A 19898-nucleotide genomic window follows, 5' to 3' on the forward strand; every position below is an offset into this window, starting at 1 on the left:
CCTCAATCCATGGTGATGCCGAGGTCACGGATCGTCTTGCCGTAGCGTTGCGCGTCGGCGTTGAGCACCTCGCCGAACTGCTGGGGGGTCTTCTTCACGATCTCGACGCCGATGCTGTCCATCCGCTCGCGCACCGCCGGCACGGCCAGGGCGGCGTTGGTGGCGTCGTTGAGCTTCTGCACCACGTCGGCGGGCATGCCCTTGGGGCCGAAGAGGCCGTACCACACGCCCAGTTCGTAGCCCGGCACCGTCTCGGCCACCGTCGGCACGTTGGGCAGCAGCACCGAGCGCTGCGCCTCGGTCACCGCCAGCAGCTTCAGCTTGCCGGTCTTCACATGCGGCAGGGTCTGGGTGCCTGCGGAGAACAGCACCTGCGTCTGGTCGGCCACGGTATCGACGACGGCGGGTGCGCCGCCCTTGTACGGGATGTGCGTCATCTGCACGCCGGCCGCCTTCTCGAACAGCACCGCGCTTAGGTGGTTGGTGGAGCCGGCGCCGGCGGACGCGTAGTTCAGCTTGCCGGGATTGGCTTTCGCATAAGCGATGAACTCCTTGACGTTGGTGGCCGGCACCGAGGCGCTCACCACCATCGTGTTGATCACGTTGGCCATCTGCGCGATCGGGGTGAAGTCTTCCACGCCCTTGAACGGCATGGCGGGCATCAGCGCCGGGTTCATCGCATGGGTGCTCATCGAGCCCACCAGCAGCACGTAGCCGTCGGGCTTGGCCTTGGCCACGAAGTTGGAGCCGATGTTGCCCGACGCCCCCGCGCGGTTGTCGACCACGACCGGCTGGCCCATCGTCTTGGCGAGCTGCTCGGCCAGCGCCCGCGCCAGGATGTCGGTGGAGCCGCCCGGCGCCCAGGGCACGACGAGGGTGATCGGCTTGTCGGGGTAGGCGGCGTGGGCCAGCGTGGCGGCGCCCAGCACGGCGGCTGCGAGCAGCCCGCGGCGGAAGTGAGAAATCATGTCGAACTCCAGTGCTTCAAGAAAAAAACTCGGTGTGTGCGGATGCCTCATCGGCCGACCGCGTAGCCCTGCATCCCCCGTGGGTTGGCCGCCGCCCGCAGCAGCAGCCGGCCCTGGCGGTCCCGCTCGCGGGTGCAGGCCGACATGCGGCTCTCGGACCACGCGTCGCCCACCACCACCTCGTGGCCCATGCCGCGCAACGCGTCGATCTCCACCGGCGCGAAGCGCGATTCCAGGGTGAGGCGGTTGAGCGTCGTCTGCCGCGGCCAGAACGAGGCGGGGAAATGGTCGACATGCCAGGCAGGCGCGTCGATCGCCTCCTGCAGGTTCATGCCGTGCACCGCATGGCGCAGGAAGAAGGCGGGCGACCACTGGTCCTGCTGGTCGCCGCCGGGCGTGCCGAAGACCATGTATGGCTCGCCGTCGCGCAGCGCGAGCGAGGGCGAGAGGGTGGTGCAGGGCGGCACGCCCGGCGCCACCGTGTTGGGCAGCCCGTCGTCCAGCCAGGTCATCTGCAGGCGGGTGGTCAAGGCGAAACCCAGTGCCGGAATCGCCGGGCTCGACGACAGCCAGCCGCCCGAAGGCGTGGCGGCCACCATGTTGCCGTGGCGGTCGATCACGTCGATGTGGCAGGTGTCGCCGACGAAGACCTCGCGCTCCAGCCATTCATGGACCGGCGGCAGCGCGGCGAAGGTCGGCTCGCCGATGCCGAAGCGGGTGTCGGCCGTCAGCAGTGTGCGGCGGGCCACGTCCAGGTCGGGCAGCCGCGGCGCCTGGCCGGCCGCGGTGCCGGGCTGCAGCGTGCGCGAGGCGGCGGTGCCCACCTGCAGCCAGCGCTCCCGCAGGTAACCGTCGGAGAGCAGCGCCATCTGCGCTTCGCGCGAGGCGCCCGGCGCGGCGCCGTACCAGGCCAGCCGGTCGGCCATCGCCAGCTTGGCGGCTTCGGCGATCTTGTGGACGAAGCCGGCGGTCTGCGGCGCATGCTCTTCCAGCCCGGCATGGCGCAGCATGCCGATCTGCTCCAGAAACGCAGGGCCCTGGCTCCAGAAGCCGCACTTGGCCAGCGTGTAGCGCCCGAAATCCACCGTCAGCGGTGCCTCGACGGTCGGCTGCCACCGCGCGAGGTCGTCGTAGCGCAGCAGTCCGGCATGGCGCTCGCCGGTCGTGTCCTGGACCTGCTCGGTGCGGTAGAAATGGTCGATCTCGCGGGCGACGAAGCCCTGGTACCAGCAGCGCATCGCGGCATCGATCTCGCCGGTGCGGCTGTCGGCCTCGGCCTGCGCGGTGCGCACGATGCGCTCGTAGGTCTCGGCCAGGCGCGGCAGGCGGAACAGGGCGCCGGGCTGCGGCACCCGGCCGTCCGGCAGCCACACCGCGGCCGACGATGCCCACTGTGTGCGGAACAGGTCCTGCACCGCCACGATCGCCTGCACCGCGCGCGGGATCAGCGGGAACCCGTCGCGGGCGTAGCCGATGGCCGGCGCCAGCACGTCGGCCAGCGACCAGGTACCGTGGTCGCGCAGCATCGTCAGCCAGGCGCCGAAGGCTCCGGGTACCGTGGCCGGCAGCAGCCCGATGCCGGGCACCTGCTCCAGCCCCAGGCGCCGGAACGCCTCGGCCGTGGCTTCCGCCGGTGCGGCGCCCTGGCCGCAGACCGAGCGCATCCGGCGTTCCCGCTCGCTCCAGAACAGGATCGGCACCTCGCCGCCCGGGCCGTTGAGGTGCGGCTCCACCACCTGCAGCACGAAGCCGCCGGCCACCGCCGCGTCGAACGCGTTGCCGCCGCGCTCCAGCACGCCCATCGCCGTTTGGGACGCGAGCCAGTGCGTGGAGGCGGCGACGCCGTAGGTACCGGTGATCTCGGGGCGGGTGGTGAAGGTGCTCATGCGGCTTTGTGGTGCGGAACGACGACCGCCGAAGTCTAGGAGCACTAAATAGGCCCGGGGCAATGATTCGCTATGGATGCATGCATGGATTGCTATGCTCCCGCGCCATGACGCCTGCCGACGACCTCGCCCTGCGCCTCGAAAACCGCCTGAAGATGCGCCACTACGTGCTGCTGATGGCGATCGACCGCCACCGCTCCATCACCCGCGCGGCCGAGTCGCTGCGGGTGAGCCAGCCCACCGTGACGCGCGCCCTGTCGGACATCGAGGACATCTTCATGGCGCCGCTGTTCGTCCGCACCCGGAGGGGCCTGGAGCCGACCGCCGCGGGCGACGTGGTGCTGGCCCGCGCCCGCTTCGCCGTGGCCGACAACGCCGCGCTGCAGAAGGAGCTGGAGGGCGTGCGGGCCGGCCGGCAGGGCCGCCTGCGCATCGGGATGATTCCCTACATCCCCACCCCGGTGCTCGACGCCGCCTGGCAGCACCTGCTGGCGCTGCGCCCGCGCGTCTCGCTGCTGGCCCACGAAGACACGACCCTGAACCTGATCGCCGCGATGCGCGACCGGGTGCTGGACTGCGCCATCTGCCGCTTCTCCCAGGACAGCGCGGCCGACGACCTGGTGCAGGAGCTGCTCTACCAGCAGCAGGTGCACCTGGTGGTGGCCCGACCCTCCGGAGCCCGCCTGCTGCGCGCGGCCGCGCCCGACGTGGGCGAGCTGTCGGAGATGGACTGGATCTTCCCGCCGTCGAACACCCCCATCCGCCACATGATCGACGCGATGTTCGCCGGCGCCGGCCAGCGGGTGCCGGTGCCGGTGCTGGAGGCCTACGCGGTGCGTACCGTCAGCTCGGCCCTGCAGCACCTGCCGCGCGGGGTGACGGTGCTGCCGCGCGACGTGGCCGATCTGGTGGCCGCGGGCGGCACCGCGGTGGTGCTGCCCCAGCCGCTCCCGTGGCCGATGCCGCCGGTCAGCCTGGCCTGGCTGCGGGACTCGCCGAAGACCGCGGTGGCGACCGCGCTGGTGGCGGCGGTGCGCAGGCGGGCGGACGGCGGCGACGGTCTTGCCGACGTGCTATGAAATGAATAGCTGGTGGCCGGCGTATATCGAGCGATTCGGCATTGAAGCATGCCGAATCGCTTGCTGGTCGGCGACCTCCTGCTATGGATTGAATAGCGAAGGGCGGTGGCGAGGCCGAATCCATAATTTCCCCTTTCCATCACCGCCGAGTGCCCCACACGACCATGCGCCACATCCCCGCTTTTCCCTCCGCACTCCGTCCCTTCGCCGCGGCACTGTCCCTGGCCTTCGCCGCCGCGGCCGCGCAGGCGGCGCCCGTGGCCGAGGTGCACGACCTGGCCGTGAAGGAGCAGCAGGCCGTGCTCGACACGCTGCGCGACCTGGTCCAGATCGAGTCGGGCAGCAAGGACATCGAAGGGCTCCAGCAGATCGCCGACCGCATCGCCGGCCAGCTCAGGACCTTCGGCGGCACGGTGGAGGTGCTGCAGCCGGCCGACGTCTACCGCCTCGACGACACGCCCGAGAAGGTGGGCCCCGCGGTGAAGGCGGTCTACCGCGGCACCGGCAGCAGGAAGATCATGCTGATCGCCCACATGGACACGGTCTACCTGAATGGAATGCTCAAGGCGCAGCCGTTCCGTATCGACGGCGACAAGGCCTACGGCCTGGGCATCTCCGACGACAAGCAGGGCATCGCGCTGATCATCCACACCGTCGCGCTGCTGCAGAAGCTGGGCTTCAAGGACTACGGCACGCTGACGGTGCTGGTCAACGGCGACGAGGAGATCAGCTCGCCCGGATGGCGCAGCACCATCACCCAGCTGGCGGCCGACCAGGATGCGGTGTTCTCCTTCGAGGGCGGCGGCACCGACGGCACGCTGCGCCTGGCCACCAGCGGCATCGGCGCCGCCTACCTCACGGTGCAGGGCAAGGCATCGCATGCGGGCGCCAAGCCCGAAGACGGGGTGAACGCGCTCTACGAGCTGTCGCACCAGCTGCTGCAGATGAAGGACCTGTCGAAGACCGAGGACGGCCTGAAGCTCAACTGGACTGTCGCCAAGGCCGGCACCAACCGCAACGTGATCCCCGCCGAGGCCACCGCCCAGGCCGATGCCCGCGCATTGAAGGTGTCGGACTTCGACGGTCTGGAGAAGGCGCTGCAGGCCAAGGTGCAGACCAAATTGCTGCCGGCTTCCAAGGTCGAGGTGAAGTTCGAGGTGCGCCGCCCGCCGCTGGAGGCGACCGACGCGTCGCGCCGCGTGGCCGGCTACGGCAAGACGATCTACCAGGAACTGGGCCTGCCGTTGCAGGTGGCGGAGAAGGCCACCGGCGGCGGCACCGACGCGGCCTTCGCCGGCCTGAAGACCAAGGGCGCGGTGGTGGAGGGCATGGGCCTGTCGGGCTACGGCGCCCACTCCAACGATGCCGAGTTCGTGCAGATCGGCACCATCGTGCCGCGCCTCTACCTCGCCACCCGGATGGTGATGGACGTCTCGCGCGACCGGATCAAGTGAAGCGCGGCGGGGCCGGGGCCCCGTACCGGCCTGCGCCTGGCCTGGCCGGTCCGTGCGCAGGCGCGCCGCTCAACCCCCGAGCAGACGGGCCGGCCAGGTGACCAGCGCCGGGAACAGCACCATCAGGAACATCACGGCGAACTCCGCCAGCATGAAGGGCCACACCCCGCGGATCACGTCGTCCATGCGGATGCGGGCCACCCCGGCCACCACGTTCAGCACGGTGCCCACCGGCGGCGTCACCAGGCCGATCGAGTTGTTGATGATGAAGAGCACGCCGAAGTAGATCGGGTCGATGCCGGCGGCCTTCACCACCGGCATCAGCACCGGCGTCAGGATCAGGATGGTGGGCGTCATGTCCATCGCGGTGCCGACGACGATCACCAGCAGCATGATCATCGCCATCAGCAGCATCGGATTGCCGATGAAGGGCTGCAGCAGCGACACCACCTTGCTCGGCAGGTCGGCCACGGTGATGAGCCAGGCCGACACCAGCGCCGCCGCCACCAGGAACATCACCACGCCGGTGGTGCGCGAGGCGGTCACGAACACGCCGTAGATCTGCGAGGGCTTCAGCTCCCGGTAGACGACGACCGCGACGAACAGCGAGTACACCGCGGCCACGACCGCCGCCTCGGTCGGCGTGAACACGCCGAAGCGCAGGCCCACCAGGATGATCAACGGCAGCATCAGCGCCCAGCCGGCCTTGCGCAGCGCGGTGAACACCTCGCCCCGGGTGCTGCGGCGCGGCGGCACGATCTGTTCCTTGCGCACCAGCCACCACCAGGTCACCCACAGCGCGGCACCGACCATGATGCCGGGGAAGATGCCGGCCAGGAACAGCTTGCTGATCGACAGGTTGGCCGCCACGCCGAAGATCACGAAGCCGATCGACGGCGGGATGATCGGGCCGATCACGCCCGCGGCCGCGATCAGCCCGCCGGAGCGGGCCTTGTCGTGGCCGGCCGCGACCATCATCGGGATCAGCAGCGCCGAGAGCGCCGCCGCATCGGCCACCGCCGAGCCCGAGAGCGCCGACAGCACGCACGCCGCCACGATGGCGACATAGCCCAGGCCGCCGCGCACATGCCCGACCAGCGTCAGCGCCAGGTCCACGATGCGCTTGGACAGGCCGCCGGTGTTCATCACCTCGCCGGCCAGCATGAAGAAGGGCACCGCCAGCAGCGGGAAGCTGTCGGCGCCGTTGATTACGTTCTGCGCGAGGATCTGGGCGTCGAACATGTCCAGGTGCCACATCAGCGCGACGCCGCAGAGCAGCAGCGCGAAGGCGATCGGGATGCCGATGGCCATGGCGCCCAGCAGGGATACGAGGAAGACGGCGATGGTCATGTCGTGCCCTTCACCGCGGTGCGTCGTTCGGCTGCCGGCCGAGGGCCGCGATGCGGTCTTCTTCGGCCAGGCGCGCCTGCAGCGCATCGAACTCGGCGGTCTCTTCCGATTCCTTGACCATCACCAGCGCGTCGCCGGTGAGTTGGCCGCTCAGGACCCTCCACAGGTCCCACAGCAGGAAGACCGCTGCCGACACCGCGAACACCACGCCCACGAAGTAGAAGAGCCCGACCGACAGGCCGGTGACCGGCGCCGCCACATCGCGGTTGATCTTCACCTGCTCCCAGCTCCCGCTGAACAGCAGCCAGCACACCCAGAGCATCAGCCCCTGGCCAACGACCACGCAGACCTTCTTGGCCCCGTCGGGCAGGCGGCTGACCAGCATGTCGACCCCCAGGTGGCCGTGCTCCTTCATCGCCACGACCGCGCCCAGGAAGGTCAGCCAGACGAAGAGCCAGCGCGACACCTCCTCCGACACGGTGATGCCGCTGTTGAACACGTAGCGCAGCACCACGTTGCCGAACACCAGCACCACCATCGCGGCGAGCGCCACCACCATCAGAAAGTCGAGCAGCCGGCAGTAGCGGCGCATCATGGTTTCCATCTTGTCTCTCCTGTTATTTGTTGATGTCGACGGACCGGCGGTGCTCGCTAGAGCGTGGGCCTTTGCAGCAATCCACGCCCTGCCAGGTTGTCGATGAAGGCGCGCAGGCCGAAGCGCCAGGGGGGCGCCGTCTCGCTGTGGGTGACCCGGTTGTGCAGCGCGCCCAGCCGGGCGCTGCGGATGGTGACCCGGTCGCCCAGCTTGTGGGTGAAGCCGCTGCCGGGCTGGTCGCGGTCTTCGATCGGCGCGAAGAGGGTGCCCAGGAACAGCATGAAGCCGTCGGGATACTGGTGCGCCGCCAGCGTCTGCTCCACCAGCTCGGTCGGGTCGCGGCTGATGCTTCCCATGGTGTTGATGCCGCGCAGCTGGTAGCCGTCTTCGCCCACGACATGCAGGTGCACCGTCTCGCGGCGCACGTCGTCGAGGCCGAAGCCCGCGTCGAACAGGCGGATGAACGGCCCGATGGCGCACGAGGCGTTGTTGTCCTTGGCCTTGCCCAGCAGCAGTGCGCTGCGGCCTTCGATGTCGCGCAGGTTGACGTCGTTGCCCAGCGTGGCGCCGACGATCTCGCCGCGGCTGTTGACCGCCAGCACCACCTCGGGCTCGGGGTTGTTCCAGGCCGAATCGGAGCGGATGCCGATCAGCTCGCCGGTGCCGACCGAGGCCAGCACCGGCGCCTTGGTGAACACCTCGGCATCCGGGCCGATGCCCACCTCCAGGTACTGCGACCACAGCCCCTGCTCCTGCAGCAGCGCCTTGAGCGCCATCGCCTGCGCCGAGCCCGGCCGGATGTCGGCCAGGCTCTCGCCGATCAGGCCCACCACCTTGCTGCGCAGCGACTGTGCGCGCGCGGCGTCGCCGCCCGCCTGCTCCTCGATCACCCGCTCGATCAGACTGGTGGCGAAGGTCACGCCGGCGGCCTTGACCACCTGCAGGTCGCAGGGTGCCAGCAGGAAGGGGTGGCTTTCGTCGCGGCCGTCGATCCGGCTGTTGGCCAGCAGGTCATCGACGCTGCACAGGCGCTGGCCCACGGCTTCGCGCAGGGCCGCGGCGGGTCGCGGCGTGTCGAGCAGGGTGCTCATGGTGGGAAAGCGCGCGCTGACGTCGAAGACGCCATCGGGCCGCAGCGCCACGATGGCCGGCCCGGGCCGGGTACCGGTGGCCCAGACCCGCGCGGCCAGGGTGCCGGCCAGGCCGTCGTCGGGCAGCAGCGCCGGGTCGTGCCGGCCCGCGTCGTGGAAGGAGGGCGTCGTAGTGGGATTCATGGCGGTGTTCTGCGCGATTCAGTGGTTGTGCCGCGGCGTCTTCTCGGCGATGCGGTGGAAGTCGAGCGCGAAGTCGAGGGTCGCGCCGTCGGCCAGCTGGCCGGTCTTCTCGCGGTACAGCACTTCCCACGGAGAGTTGCTGCGCGGGATGGGCGGGGCGGGCAGTTCGCGGCGGCGGCGGGCGATTTCTTCGTCCGACACCAGGGCGTTGCAGCTGCCGTGATTCAGGTCGATGCGCACCGTGTCGCCGGTCATCAGCCACGACAGGCCGCCGCCGACCGCGCTTTCCGGCGAGGCGTTAAGGATCGACGGGCTGTCGGCGGTGCCCGACTGGCGGCCGTCGCCGAGCGTCGGCAGGGTGCGGATGCCCTGCTGGATCAGCCGGTCGGGCGGCTGCATGTTGACCACCTCCGCCGAGCCGGGCCAGCCGATCGGGCCGGCCCCGCGCATCACCAGGATGCAGTTCTCGTCGATGTCGAGCGCAGGGTCGTTGATGCGGTGGTGGTAGTCGTCGGCCCCCTCGAACACCACCGCGCGGGCCTCGAACACGCCCTCGTGGCCGGGCCGGCAGAGGTAGCGTGCCCGGAAGTGTTCGCCGATCACCGACGTCTTCATGATGCCGAAGTCGAACAGGTTGCCCGACAGCACCAGGAAGCCCGCCTTCTCCATCAGCGGCTCCGCGAACGGCCGGATCACCTCGTGGTCCTTGCTCTGGCGCCCCTGCAGGTTGCAGGCGATGCTGCGGCCGGTGACCGTATGGCTGTCGCCGTGCAGCTTGCCGGCCTGCAGCAGTTCCCACATCAGCGCCGGCACGCCGCCGGCGCGGAAGAAACGCTCGCCCAGGTATTTGCCTGCAGGCTGCATGTTGACCAGCAGCGGAAGGTCGTAGGCATGGGTGGTCCAGTCGCTCGGATGCAGCGCCACCCCGGCATGCCGGGCCATGGCCATGATGTGCACCTGCGCGTTGCTGGAGCCGCCGGCGCTGCTGACCACCGCCAGCGCGTTCAGGAAGCTCTCGCGGGTCAGGATGCGCGACGGGCGCAGGTCCTCGTGGGCCATCTCCACGATGCGGCGGCCGGTGGCATACGCCATCTGGCCGCGTTCGCGGTAGGGCGCCGGAATGGCCGCGCAGCCGGGCAGCGACAGGCCCAGTGCCTCGGCCACCGCGTTCATCGTGGAGGCGGTGCCCATCGTGTTGCAGTGTCCGGCAGAGGGCGCGCTGTCGCAGGCGCGCTGCAGGAACTCCTCCTCGTCGATCTCGCCGGCCGCCAGTTGCCTGCGGCTGCGCCAGATCACGGTGCCGGAGCCGACCAGTTCGCCGTCGTGCCAGCCGTCGAGCATCGGCCCGCCCGACAGCACGATCGCCGGAATGTCGACGGTGGACGCGGCCATGACGCCGGCCGGCGTGGTCTTGTCGCAGCCGGTGGTGAGCACCACCGCGTCGATCGGATAGCCGTAGAGGATCTCGACCAGGCCCAGGTAGGCCAGGTTGCGGTCGAGCGCCGCCGTGGGCCGGCGGCAGTTCTCGAAGATCGGATGCACCGGGAACTCCATCGGGATGCCGCCCGCGTCCCGGATGCCTTCGCGCACTCGGCGCGCCAGCTCGATGTGGATGCGGTTGCAGGGCGACAGGTCGCTGCCTGTCTGGGCGATGCCGACGATCGGCCGGCCCGAGCGCAGCTCTTCGGGCGTGAGCCCGTAGTTCATGAAGCGCTCGAGGTAGAGCGCGGTCATGTCCGAACGCGCCGGGTCGGCGAACCAGTCCTGCGACCGGAAGCGTCGTTTTTTCAGGGGGGAATCCATGGAGAGCCTTCTGGCTGGGAGACGAAAGCGCGGCCGCACGGCATCGGTCCTGGAGGCCGCGCTGCGCGCACGGCCCGGGCCCCGGCGGCGGCGGCAGGGAGAACGCTTACTTGCCGCGCGCCTTGTTCAGCTCGGCCATCATTTCGCGGGTGGTGTCCTCGCCGAACTCCTTGCTGAACTTGGCGACCACCGGCTGCAGCTTGTCGCGCAGCTTGGCCTGTTCGGCAGGCGGCAGTTCGGTGATCTGCATGCCCACCTTGCGCAGCTCGTCGAGCGCCTTGTCGCTCAGCGCGCGGATCGCCTTGCGCTCGAACTGGGTCGCCTCGCGCGCGGCTTCCCGCACGATCTTCTGCTCGTCGGCCGAAAGCGTGTCCCAGGTCTTCTTCGACATCAGCAGCACCCAGGTGCTGTAGATGTGGCGCGACATCACCATGTGCTTCTGCACTTCGTAGAACTTGCTGGTGAGGATGGTGGCGGCCGGGTTCTCCTGCCCGTCGACCGCCTTCTGCTCCATGGCGGAGTACAGCTCGGTGAAGGGCATCGGCGTGGCGTTGGCGCCCAGCGCGGCGAAGCTGTCGATGAACAGCGGGTTCTGGATCACCCGCACCTTCAGGCCGGCGATGTCGTCGGCCTTGTTGATCGGGCGGCGCGAGTTGGTGGTCTGGCGAAAGCCGTTTTCCCAGTAGCCGAGCCCGATCAGGCCCTTCTCCGGCAGCTTGTCGAGCAGCTTCTGGCCGAAGGCGCTGTCGAGCACCGCGTCGGCCTCCTGCTCGGTGTTGAAGGTCATCGGCAAATTGAGCACGCCGAAGTCCTTGACCACCGAGACCAGCGTCGAGCTGTCGGGCACCGTCATCTCCAGCGTGCCGCCGCGCAGGGCCGAGATCATCGTCACATCGTTGCCGAGCGTGCCGTTGGCGAAGAGTTTCGAATGCATCTTGCCGCCGCTCTTGGCCGACAGCACCTCGTTGAAATGGCGCGCGGCCTGCGCCTGCGGATGGTCGTCGGTGATGCCGATGCCGATCTTGAAGGTGCGCTCGCGCACCTGGGCCGAGACGGGGGCGGCCAGGGTCGATACCACGACGGCGGCGAGCGCCAGCAGTTTGAGTTTCATGTCATGTCTCCGTTTGTGTTGTGCCGGTGCGTGTCCACCGCGTATGTCGCAGCGACAGCGATCCACCGGAGCCGGAGACTACGGGAGCACCCCCGCGTGGTCCAATCAGTGTTTTGGTCCGCGTCATTCCGTTTGGTTATGGGTCATCAGCATGTCGGGTAAACCCTTGTCGATCACCGCCGCCGTCGGCCGGCTCCGTTTCAGGCATCTGCAGTTCCTCGACATCCTGGGCCGCACCCGCAATCTGCGGCTGACCGCCGAGCAGATGAACATGACCCAGCCCGCGGCCACCAAGATCCTGCTGGACCTGGAAGAGATCTTCGAGTCGCGGCTCTTCGACCGCCTGCCGCGCGAGATGCGGCCCAACGAACTGGGTCTGTTCACGCTGCGGTACGCCGCCACCGCGCTCGCCAGCCACGCCAAGTTCGTTGCCGAGTTCAACGCGCTGAAGCTCGGCGGCCACGGGCAGCTGACCATCGGCGCCATCTCCGGCGCCGCCGCGCACCTGCTGACCGCCGCCGTCGCCGAGACGCAGCGGCTGCGGCCCTTGCTGGTCCTGAAGGTGATGGAGCAGAGCAGCGACCAGCTCATCGCCTGGCTGGGAGACCGCAGGATCGACGTGATGATCGGCCGCTTCACCGACGAATCCCACCGTGCGCGGTTTCGCTACGAGCGGCTGTCCGGCGAGACCCTGCAGGTGGTCGGCGGGCCGCACCACCCGCTGCGCGGCGTGGAGAACCTGGAGATCAGCCGCCTGGCGCACTGGCCCTGGCTGCTGTACCCGGAATCGACCGCGCTGCGGCACGTATCCGACACCATCTTCCGCACCATCGGCATGGCGCCTTCGTCGGGCGTCATGGAAACCCAGTCGTTCCTCTTCGCGCTGGAGTCGCTGCGCATCACCGACATGCTGTCGCTGCAGCCGAGCGCCTTGGCGGAGAAGTACGTGGCCAAAGGGCTCCTGGCGCAGATCAAGGTCGATGTGCCGAAGGTGATGCCCGACTACGGAATGCTGACGCGGATCGACGAGGCCCCGACGCCGGCCGTGAGTGCTTTCATGGCGGTGCTGCGCGATGTGGCGGCTGCGCAGGGGGATGCGCTGTAGCGATATGGAAGGCGGATCGTCCGGATTCCCGCGATGGGAATAAAGCGAAAGGCCTGCTGCTATCTGCATAGCGGCAGGCCTTTGCTGGGTCTGGTGGGACGTGCGGGGGTCGAACCCACGACAAACGGATTAAAAGTCCGCTGCTCTACCAACTGAGCTAACGTCCCGGTAACGGGCTTTGCTGCATACGCTCGCATGCAGCGAAGCCTTAGATTATAGCGACTGCGCGGCCCCTTTCGGCACCCACAACCGCACGATCGCCTTTAGACGGCCATGATCGAGACCGCCTTGGTCACCAGGTAGGCCTCCATGGCTTCCGGGCCGCCCTCGGAGCCGTAGCCCGAATCCTTCACGCCGCCGAACGGCATTTCGGGTGTCGGTGCGGCGGGCTGGTTGATCCAGAGCATGCCGACTTCCATCTGCTGGCTCAGCAGGTGGGTGTTCTTGACCGAGCGGGTGAAGGCGTAGCCGGCCAGGCCGTAGGGCAGGCGGTTGGCTTCTGCGATCGCGTCTTCGAGCTTGTCGAAGCCGCGGATCGCGGCGATCGGGCCGAAGGGCTCGTTGTTGAACACGTCGGAGTCCAGCGACACGTCGGTCAGCACGGTGGGCGCGAAGAAGTTGCCGTCGTTGCCGACGCGCTCGCCGCCGGTGGCGACCTTGGCGCCGGTGCTGCGGGCGTCGTCCAGGATCTTGGCCATCGCGCTCAGGCGCCGTGGGTTGGCCAACGGGCCGAGCGTGGTGCCGTCGGCCGCGCCGTCGCCCAGCTTGAGGCTTTCGGCGTGCTTGACCATCAGCTGGGTGAACTCGTCGCGCACGCTGTTGTGCACCAGGAAGCGCGTCGGCGAGATGCAGACCTGGCCCGCATTGCGGAACTTGGCGCCGCCCGAGGCCTTCACCGCCAGGGCCACGTCGGCGTCTTCGGCCACGATCACCGGTGCGTGTCCGCCGAGCTCCATCGTGGCACGCTTCATGTGCGCGCCGGCCAGCGCGGCCAGCTGCTTGCCGACCGGGGTGGAGCCGGTGAAGGTCACCTTGCGGATGATCGGGTGCGGGATCAGGTAGCCCGAGATTTCGGCAGGATCGCCGAAGACCAGGCCGACGGTGCCGGCCGGCACGCCGGCATCGACGAAGGCGCGCAGCAGCGCGGCGGGCGAAGCCGGCGTCTCCTCCGGTGCCTTCACCAGGAACGAGCAGCCGCTGGCCAGGGCCGCGCCGAGCTTGCGCACGATCTGGTTGACCGGGAAGTTCCAGGGCGTGAATGCGGCGACCGGGCCGATCGGCTCCTTCAGCACATGCTGCTGCGCCAGCAGGTTGCGCGAGGGCACGATGCGGCCGTAGACGCGGCGGCCTTCGTCGGCGAACCATTCGATGATGTCGGCACCGGCCAGCACTTCACCCTTGGCCTCGGCGAGCGGCTTGCCCTGCTCGGCGGTGAGCAGTTGGGCGATGTCGCCGGCGCGTTCGCGCAGCAGGGCGGCGGCCTTGCGCATCGTTGTGGCGCGCTCGTTGGCGGGAATCTTGCGCCAGGCCTCGAATCCCTTGTGGGCGGCGGCCAGTGCACGGTCGAGGTCGGGGATTCCGGCGAAGGCGACCTTGCCGATCGGCTTGCCGGTGGCCGGGTTGACGACGTCCTGGGTCTTGCCGCTGGCGGCATCGCACCACTGGCCGTCGATCAGGAGTTGGGTGTCGGTGTAGCTGAAGGTCATGCAGATTCCTTGGATGAGGCGAACGCCCGTCGGGCGCTGCAGGGGTGAAGGCGTCCCGCCACGCCCGGCGCAAGAGCCGGAGGGGAGGGCGGGTGCGCCGAGGAGCACCGAACATGTTACAAGACCATCGTGTCGGGCGCTTGCGCGCCGCAGACACACCAGCACCGGCGACTCAGGTTCCCAGGGCTTCCAGTTGGGTGGTCAGCTCCAGCCACCGTTCTTCCAGCTGGCCGGACTCGGTCGATACCGCCTTCAGCCGCTTGCCGGCATCGGCGATCTCGGTCGGTGCCAGGGTCTGCTGCATCCGCGTCTCGAGCGCCGACTGCTCCTGCTGCAGCGCGGCCATGCGCGTCTCCAGCTGCTCCATCTCGCGCTTCAACGGCTTGGCGGCAGAGGCCGATTGCTGGCGGGCCTGCGCATCGTTCTGGCGCTGCGCTTTCGACGAAGCGCCCCTTGCGTCTCCGGCAGCGGGGGCCGCCGGTGCGGGCGCCGCGGCGACCGGGGCCACGGCGGCGCGCTCGGCGGTCTTCGCCTCCTCGCGCATGCGCTTGGCTTCGTCGAGCAGGTAGCGCTGGTAGTCGTCCAGGTCGCCGTCGAACGGTCCGACCACGCCCCGGCCGACCAGCCAGAACTCGTCGCAGACCGAGCGCAGCAGCGCCCGGTCGTGGCTGACCAGCATGAGGGTGCCCTCGAATTCGTTGAGCGCCATCGCCAGCGCCTCGCGCGTCGCCAAGTCCAGGTGGTTGGTGGGTTCGTCGAGCAGCAGCAGGTTGGGGCGCTGCCAGACCATCATCGCCAGCACCAGCCGCGCCTTCTCGCCGCCGCTCATGGTGCCGACGGGCTGCTTGACCATGTCGCCGCTGAAGTTGAAGGTGCCCAGGTAGCTGCGCAGGTCCTGCTCGCGCGAGGGCTGCTTGGCGTCGGCGCCCATCTCGCGGGCCAGGCGGATCATGTGCTCGAGCGGCGTGTCCTGCGGCCGCAGCACGTCGAGTTCCTGCTGCGCGAAGTAGCCGATCCGCAGGCCCTTGCCCTCGATGATCTCGCCGGCGATCGGCGCCATGTCGTGGGCCACCGTCTTCACGAAGGTCGACTTGCCCTGGCCGTTGGCGCCCAGGATGCCGATGCGCTGCCCGGCCAGCACCGACTTGCTGACGCCCTGCAGGATGATCTTGGGCGGCGCGCCTTCCTCCTCGGCCGCATAGCCGAAGGACGCGTCGGTGATCGACATCATCGGGTTGGGGATGTTGCCCGGCTCCTTGAACTCGAAGGTGAACTCGGCCTCGGCGAGCAGCGGCGCCACCTTCTCCATCCGCTCCAGCGCCTTGACCCGGCTCTGCGCCTGCTTGGCCTTGCTGGCCTTGGCCTTGAACCGGTCGATGAACTTCTGCAGGTGGGCGATCTTGTCCTGCTGCTTGGCGAAGGCGGATTGCTGCTGCTCCATCTGCAGCGCGCGCATTTCCTCGAACTTGCTGTAGTTGCCGCCGTAGCGGTTCAGCTTGGCATGCTCGATGTGCATCGTCACGTCGGTGATCGCGTCGAGGAACTCGCGGTCGTGGCTGATCACGATCATGGTGCCGGCATAGCCCTTCAACCACGATTCGAGCCAGACCAGCGCATCCAGGTCCAGGTGGTTGGTCGGTTCGTCGAGCAGCAGCAGGTCCGACGGGCACATCAGCGCGCGGGCCAGTTGCAGCCGCATCCGCCAGCCGCCGGAGAAGCTGTCGACCGGCTGGTCGAGTTCGCTGGACTTGAAGCCCAGGCCCTGGATCAGCGCCTGGGCGCGGGGCACCGCGTCGTATTCGCCGGCGTCGGCCAGGTCGGTGTAGGCGTGGGCGATCGCCATGCCGTCGTCGGCGGCCTCGGCCGCGGCCAGCAGGGCGCGCAGTTCGCCCAGGCGGGTGTCGCCGGCCAGCACGAAATCGGTGGCCGACTCCGAGGTCTCGGGCATGTCCTGCGCCACCTGCGCCATGCGCCAGGCCCCAGGCTTGTGGAAATCGCCGCCGTCCTCGTGCAGGGTGCCGTTGAAGAGCGCGAACAGCGTCGACTTGCCTGCGCCGTTGCGGCCGACCAGCCCCACCTTCTCGCCGGGGTTGATGACGACCGAGGCCTGGTCGAGCAGCAGCTTGGCGCTGCGGCGAAGAATGACGTTCTTGAGTGTGATCATGAAAAATGGGAAGACGAGCGGGCGGGCCGCTCGGCACAGGCCGGCCATTGCGCAGGCACGGCCGCGAATGGCGGAAAACCGGCGCGCGGAAGGCGCCGAATCCCGCATTTTCGCCCATCCGCGGCGCGGGGGTCCAAAGGCCGCCTGTCGCCTCGGGCCTACAGGCGGCGATCTGGGGCGCGCCCTGAGCGACGGCGCGGCCGGAAGATGGTAGTTTCGGCCCCATGCAGACCTCCACACCCCCCTCCGCAGAAGACACGTCCGCCGCAACGTCGGCTCCCACGCCGGCGCCGGCCGACGGCGCCGCGCCCGGAAGCGGCCAGCCGATCCTGGTGATCGCCGACGGCAGCGACGCATTGCAGGCGCAGCTCGGTGCGCCGCACAGCGTGCTGACCGCCGCGAGCGGTGCCGACGGCCTCGAGATGGCCCGCCAGCACCACCCGGACCTGGTCATGCTCGACCTCATGCTGCCCGACATGACCGGTTTCGAGGTGCTGCGGCGGTTGAAGGTCGATGCCCGCACCGCCGAGATCCCGGTGATCTTCGTGGCCAGCCAGGCCTTCGCCAGCGACGGCGTGCGCAGCCTGGCGCTGGGCGCCGCGGATTTCGTGACCACGCCGCTGCAGGCGCCGGTGGTGGCCGCCCGGGTCGCCACCCAGCTGCGCCTGTCGGCCTACCGCCGGGAGGTGGAGGAACTCAGCCAGCAGGATGCCGCCACCGGCGTGGCCAACCGCCGCCATTTCGACCGCATGCTGGCGATGGAATGCCGGCGCTCCCAGCGCTCGCAGACCCAGGTGTCGGTGGCGATGGTCGAGCTCGATGCCTTCGGCGCCTACCACGACCGGCACGGACAGGCACTGGCCGCGGAGACGCTGCGCACCGTTGCCCAGACCCTGCGCACCAGCATCCGCCGGCCGGCCGACTTGGCCGCACGCTACGCGGACGACCGTTTCGCGGTGCTGATCCCCGACACCCGCCCCGGCAACGCACGCAAGGTGGTGCAGGCCTTCTGCGACGCCCTGGCGGCGCTGCAGATCCCGCACGCCGCTTCCGCCGTGGCGCCGCGCGTCACCGTCAGCGTGGGCCTGGCGACGACCGAGGTGGGCGAGGACGGCGAAGGCGAAGCGGTGGCGCAGCGCGCCGAGGCGCATCTGCAGCAGGCCCGCAAGGCCGGCCACAACCAGGTGGTGGCCGACGGCGACGCCGCTGCCTGATCGTTTGCAGCCGGTGGCGGGCCCCGCGAAACGGCCCGCCGCCGGCAGCGGGTCGCCAGGCGCCTAGCCGAAGGCGCTCGCCAACGCGTCGCGGGTCAGCAGCAGCACCTGGTCGTCGCCGGCCGAGGTTTCCAGCCAGATCGTCTCGAGCGTGGGGAACGCCCGCTCAAAATGCGCCTGCTCGTTGCCGATCTCCAGCACCAGCACCGCGTCTTGGGCCATGCAGGCCGGCGCATCGCGCAGCAGGGTGCGGATGAAGTCCATGCCGTCGGCGCCGCCGGCCAGGGCCATCTCGGGCTCGGCCCGGTACTCGGCGGGCAGGGCGGCCATGCTGGCGGCATTCACGTAGGGCGGGTTGCACAGGATCAGGTCGTACGGGCCGCACACGCTGGCGCATCCGTCGGAGGTTAGGAGCGTGATCCGGTCCTGCAGCGCATGCCGGTCGACGTTGATCCGCGCCACGGCCAGCGCGTCGGCCGAGAGGTCGGCCGCGTCCACCGCCACGTCGGGGTAGGCCATCGCCGCCAGCACCGCCAGGCTGCCGTTGCCGGTGCACAGGTCCAGCACCCGGCGGGTGTGCTCGCCCAGCCAGCCGTCGATGCTGCCGTCGGCCAGCAGTTCGGCAATGAAGCTGCGCGGCACGATGGAGCGCTCGTCGATGTAGAACGGCACCCCCTGCAGCCAGGCTTCGCGGGTCAGGTAGGCGGCGGGCCTGCGGGTGGCGATGCGCTCGTCCAGCAGGGCACCGATGCGCGCGTCTTCCTCGGGCGTGACGGCGCGGCCGGCCACGCCGTCGAGGTCGTCCAGCGGCAGCGCCAGGCGCCAGAGTACCAGCCAGGCGGCTTCGTCGAAGGCGTTGGCGGTGCCGTGGCCGAAGGCGACGCCGGCGGCGTCCAGCTGGCGGGCACCGGCCTGGATGCGGTCGAGGACGTTCATGCGCCCACCGTCCGCCCGGCCAGGTTTTCCAGGGTGCGGCGGTAGATGTTCTTCAGCGGCTCGATGTCGGCGAGCGGGATGTGCTCGTCGATCTTGTGGATCATCGCGTTGGTGGGGCCGCACTCGACCACCTGGGCGCCCAGCGGCGCGATGAAGCGGCCGTCGCTGGTGCCGCCGGTGGTCGAGAGGGTGGTTTCGATGCCGGTCTCGGCCCGGATCGCGTCGCCCACCGCGTCCAGCAGGTCGCCGGGCGTCGTCAGGAAGGGCTGGCCGCCGATGGTCCAGCGCAGCTCGTACTGCAGGCCGTGGCGGTCGAGCACCGCGTGCACCCGCTGCTGCAGCGATTCGGCGGTCGATTCGGTGCAGAAGCGGAAGTTGAAGTCGACCACCACCGTGCCCGGGATCACGTTGCTCGCGCCGGTGCCGCCGTGGATGTTGCTGACCTGCCAGCTGGTGGGCGGGAAGAACGCGTTGCCGGTATCCCATTCGGTGGCGGCCAGTTCGGCCAGTGCCGGCAGCGCCTGGTGGATCGGATTGCGGGCCAGCTGCGGGTAGGCGATGTGGCCCTGGATGCCCTGCACGGTGAGCTTGCCGCCCATCGTGCCGCGGCGGCCGTTCTTGACCATGTCGCCGGTGCGCTCGACCGAGGTGGGCTCGCCCACGATGCACCAGTCGATCCGCTCGCCCCGCGCCTGCAAGGTGCGGCAGACGGCGACCGTGCCGTCGACGGCCGGGCCTTCCTCGTCGCTGGTCAGCAGCAGGGCCAGCGTCAGCGGGGTGTCGGGCGTGGCCGCCAGGTACTCCTCCAGCGCCACCACGAAAGCGGCGATCGAGGTCTTCATATCGGCGGTGCCGCGGCCGAAGAACCGGCCGTCGCGGTGGGCCGGCACGAAGGGCGGCGTCGTCCATTCCGCGAGCGGGCCGGTCGGCACCACATCGGTATGGCCGGCGAAGACGAGCGTCTTGGTCGTTGCTATGGAATCGATAGCTGGAGGCCGGCGCTCCGTGCCGGCCACGGCCCTTTTCGCCCACAGGTTCTGCACCCGGAAGTCGGCCGGGCCGCTGTCCATCCGCTCGCAGACGAAGCCCAGCGGCTCCAGCCGGCGCACCAGGATGTCGAGGCAGCCGGCGTCGTCGGGGGTGATGGAGGGGCGGGAAACCAGTTCCTCGGCAAGCTGCAGGGTGCGCGACATCGGGGGAAATTAAGAGGGAAAGGAGAGGTGGATCGGAGGCGGCGGATGGGTAGCGGGAGG

The 19898-nt window shown here is 69.5% G+C and carries 15 protein-coding genes and 1 tRNA gene; 4 read left to right on the forward strand and 12 right to left on the reverse strand.

Annotation, left to right across the window (positions count from 1 at the left end; all coding sequences use genetic code 11):
- Positions 1–2 precede the first annotated feature (2 nt).
- Both ASE76_RS09600 and ASE76_RS09605 read right to left on the reverse strand, forming a co-directional pair.
- On the reverse strand, positions 3–968 hold the full coding sequence (locus ASE76_RS09600; protein ID WP_055838278.1) for a tripartite tricarboxylate transporter substrate binding protein: 966 nt from the start codon (positions 966–968) through the stop codon (positions 3–5).
- A gap of 47 nt (positions 969–1015) precedes the next feature.
- The gene (locus ASE76_RS09605) at positions 1016–2854 is read right to left on the reverse strand and encodes a gamma-glutamyltransferase family protein (RefSeq protein ID WP_055838282.1); all 1839 of its coding nucleotides are present in this window, start codon (positions 2852–2854) and stop codon (positions 1016–1018) included.
- 107 nt (positions 2855–2961) lie between these two features.
- On the opposite strand from ASE76_RS09605, the gene ASE76_RS09610 reads away from it, so the two are divergent.
- Positions 2962–3933, forward strand: a complete 972-nt coding sequence (locus ASE76_RS09610; RefSeq protein ID WP_055838285.1) for a LysR family transcriptional regulator — start codon at positions 2962–2964, stop codon at positions 3931–3933.
- Between the two features lie 164 nt (positions 3934–4097).
- Positions 4098–5387 carry a M20/M25/M40 family metallo-hydrolase gene (locus ASE76_RS09615; protein WP_055838288.1) on the forward strand — a complete coding sequence of 430 codons (1290 nt, stop codon included), beginning with the start codon at positions 4098–4100 and terminating at the stop codon, positions 5385–5387.
- 69 nt (positions 5388–5456) lie between these two features.
- On the opposite strand, the gene ASE76_RS09620 is transcribed toward ASE76_RS09615, so the two are convergent.
- From ASE76_RS09620 to ASE76_RS09640, 5 genes are all read right to left on the reverse strand, one after another.
- Positions 5457–6737, reverse strand: coding sequence for a TRAP transporter large permease subunit (locus ASE76_RS09620; RefSeq protein WP_055838291.1), 1281 nt, complete (start codon positions 6735–6737; stop codon positions 5457–5459).
- A 10-nt stretch (positions 6738–6747) separates the two neighbouring features.
- A complete protein-coding gene (locus tag ASE76_RS09625) occupies positions 6748–7341 on the reverse strand; it encodes a TRAP transporter small permease (RefSeq protein ID WP_055838294.1) in 594 nt (197 codons plus the stop codon).
- A 47-nt stretch (positions 7342–7388) separates the two neighbouring features.
- The gene (locus tag ASE76_RS09630) at positions 7389–8606 is read right to left on the reverse strand and encodes a fumarylacetoacetate hydrolase family protein (RefSeq protein WP_055838297.1); all 1218 of its coding nucleotides are present in this window, start codon (positions 8604–8606) and stop codon (positions 7389–7391) included.
- An 18-nt stretch (positions 8607–8624) separates the two neighbouring features.
- Complete coding sequence (locus ASE76_RS09635) at positions 8625–10409, reverse strand: IlvD/Edd family dehydratase (RefSeq protein WP_055838300.1); 1785 nt, start codon at positions 10407–10409, stop codon at positions 8625–8627.
- Positions 10410–10515: 106 nt separating this feature from the next.
- Positions 10516–11520, reverse strand: a complete 1005-nt coding sequence (locus ASE76_RS09640) for a TRAP transporter substrate-binding protein (RefSeq protein WP_055838303.1) — start codon at positions 11518–11520, stop codon at positions 10516–10518.
- A gap of 151 nt (positions 11521–11671) precedes the next feature.
- On the opposite strand from ASE76_RS09640, the gene ASE76_RS09645 reads away from it, so the two are divergent.
- Positions 11672–12625, forward strand: coding sequence for a LysR substrate-binding domain-containing protein (locus ASE76_RS09645; protein ID WP_055838306.1), 954 nt, complete (start codon positions 11672–11674; stop codon positions 12623–12625).
- A gap of 91 nt (positions 12626–12716) precedes the next feature.
- On the opposite strand, the gene ASE76_RS09650 is transcribed toward ASE76_RS09645, so the two are convergent.
- The 3 genes from ASE76_RS09650 to abc-f all read right to left on the reverse strand — a co-directional run bounded on the left by ASE76_RS09650 (position 12717) and on the right by abc-f (position 16495).
- A tRNA-Lys gene (locus ASE76_RS09650) sits at positions 12717–12792 on the reverse strand.
- Positions 12793–12888: 96 nt separating this feature from the next.
- Positions 12889–14331 carry an NAD-dependent succinate-semialdehyde dehydrogenase gene (locus ASE76_RS09655; RefSeq protein ID WP_055838309.1) on the reverse strand — a complete coding sequence of 481 codons (1443 nt, stop codon included), beginning with the start codon at positions 14329–14331 and terminating at the stop codon, positions 12889–12891.
- 172 nt (positions 14332–14503) lie between these two features.
- Positions 14504–16495 carry a ribosomal protection-like ABC-F family protein gene (gene abc-f / locus ASE76_RS09660; protein ID WP_055838314.1) on the reverse strand — a complete coding sequence of 664 codons (1992 nt, stop codon included), beginning with the start codon at positions 16493–16495 and terminating at the stop codon, positions 14504–14506.
- Positions 16496–16719: 224 nt separating this feature from the next.
- Between abc-f and ASE76_RS09665 the strand changes: the two genes are divergently transcribed.
- Positions 16720–17709, forward strand: coding sequence for a diguanylate cyclase domain-containing protein (locus ASE76_RS09665; RefSeq protein WP_055838317.1), 990 nt, complete (start codon positions 16720–16722; stop codon positions 17707–17709).
- 63 nt (positions 17710–17772) lie between these two features.
- Here the strand turns inward: ASE76_RS09665 and prmB are convergent, their stop codons facing one another.
- Both prmB and dapE read right to left on the reverse strand, forming a co-directional pair.
- The gene (gene prmB, locus ASE76_RS09670) at positions 17773–18645 is read right to left on the reverse strand and encodes a 50S ribosomal protein L3 N(5)-glutamine methyltransferase (RefSeq protein WP_055838320.1); all 873 of its coding nucleotides are present in this window, start codon (positions 18643–18645) and stop codon (positions 17773–17775) included.
- Positions 18642–19838 carry a succinyl-diaminopimelate desuccinylase gene (dapE, locus tag ASE76_RS09675; RefSeq protein ID WP_055838323.1) on the reverse strand — a complete coding sequence of 399 codons (1197 nt, stop codon included), beginning with the start codon at positions 19836–19838 and terminating at the stop codon, positions 18642–18644. The genes prmB and dapE overlap by 4 nt, the downstream gene beginning before the upstream one ends.
- Positions 19839–19898: the final 60 nt, after the last annotated feature.

It is taken from the genome of Xylophilus sp. Leaf220 (genome assembly GCF_001421705.1).
Taxonomy (GTDB): Bacteria; Pseudomonadota; Gammaproteobacteria; order Burkholderiales; family Burkholderiaceae_C; genus Xylophilus.

Excerpts from the sequence above, each read along its gene's own strand:
- ASE76_RS09600 (WP_055838278.1), bottom strand. The coding sequence starts at position 968 with ATGATTTCTCACTTCCGCCGCGGGCTGCTCGCAGCCGCCGTGCTGGGC.
- ASE76_RS09605 (WP_055838282.1), bottom strand. The coding sequence starts at position 2,854 with ATGAGCACCTTCACCACCCGCCCCGAGATCACCGGTACCTACGGCGTC.
- ASE76_RS09610 (WP_055838285.1), top strand. The coding sequence starts at position 2,962 with ATGACGCCTGCCGACGACCTCGCCCTGCGCCTCGAAAACCGCCTGAAG.
- ASE76_RS09615 (WP_055838288.1), top strand. The coding sequence starts at position 4,098 with ATGCGCCACATCCCCGCTTTTCCCTCCGCACTCCGTCCCTTCGCCGCG.
- ASE76_RS09620 (WP_055838291.1), bottom strand. The coding sequence starts at position 6,737 with ATGACCATCGCCGTCTTCCTCGTATCCCTGCTGGGCGCCATGGCCATC.
- ASE76_RS09625 (WP_055838294.1), bottom strand. The coding sequence starts at position 7,341 with ATGGAAACCATGATGCGCCGCTACTGCCGGCTGCTCGACTTTCTGATG.
- ASE76_RS09630 (WP_055838297.1), bottom strand. The coding sequence starts at position 8,606 with ATGAATCCCACTACGACGCCCTCCTTCCACGACGCGGGCCGGCACGAC.
- ASE76_RS09635 (WP_055838300.1), bottom strand. The coding sequence starts at position 10,409 with ATGGATTCCCCCCTGAAAAAACGACGCTTCCGGTCGCAGGACTGGTTC.
- ASE76_RS09640 (WP_055838303.1), bottom strand. The coding sequence starts at position 11,520 with ATGAAACTCAAACTGCTGGCGCTCGCCGCCGTCGTGGTATCGACCCTG.
- ASE76_RS09645 (WP_055838306.1), top strand. The coding sequence starts at position 11,672 with ATGTCGGGTAAACCCTTGTCGATCACCGCCGCCGTCGGCCGGCTCCGT.
- ASE76_RS09655 (WP_055838309.1), bottom strand. The coding sequence starts at position 14,331 with ATGACCTTCAGCTACACCGACACCCAACTCCTGATCGACGGCCAGTGG.
- abc-f (WP_055838314.1), bottom strand. The coding sequence starts at position 16,495 with ATGATCACACTCAAGAACGTCATTCTTCGCCGCAGCGCCAAGCTGCTG.
- ASE76_RS09665 (WP_055838317.1), top strand. The coding sequence starts at position 16,720 with ATGCAGACCTCCACACCCCCCTCCGCAGAAGACACGTCCGCCGCAACG.
- prmB (WP_055838320.1), bottom strand. The coding sequence starts at position 18,645 with ATGAACGTCCTCGACCGCATCCAGGCCGGTGCCCGCCAGCTGGACGCC.
- dapE (WP_055838323.1), bottom strand. The coding sequence starts at position 19,838 with ATGTCGCGCACCCTGCAGCTTGCCGAGGAACTGGTTTCCCGCCCCTCC.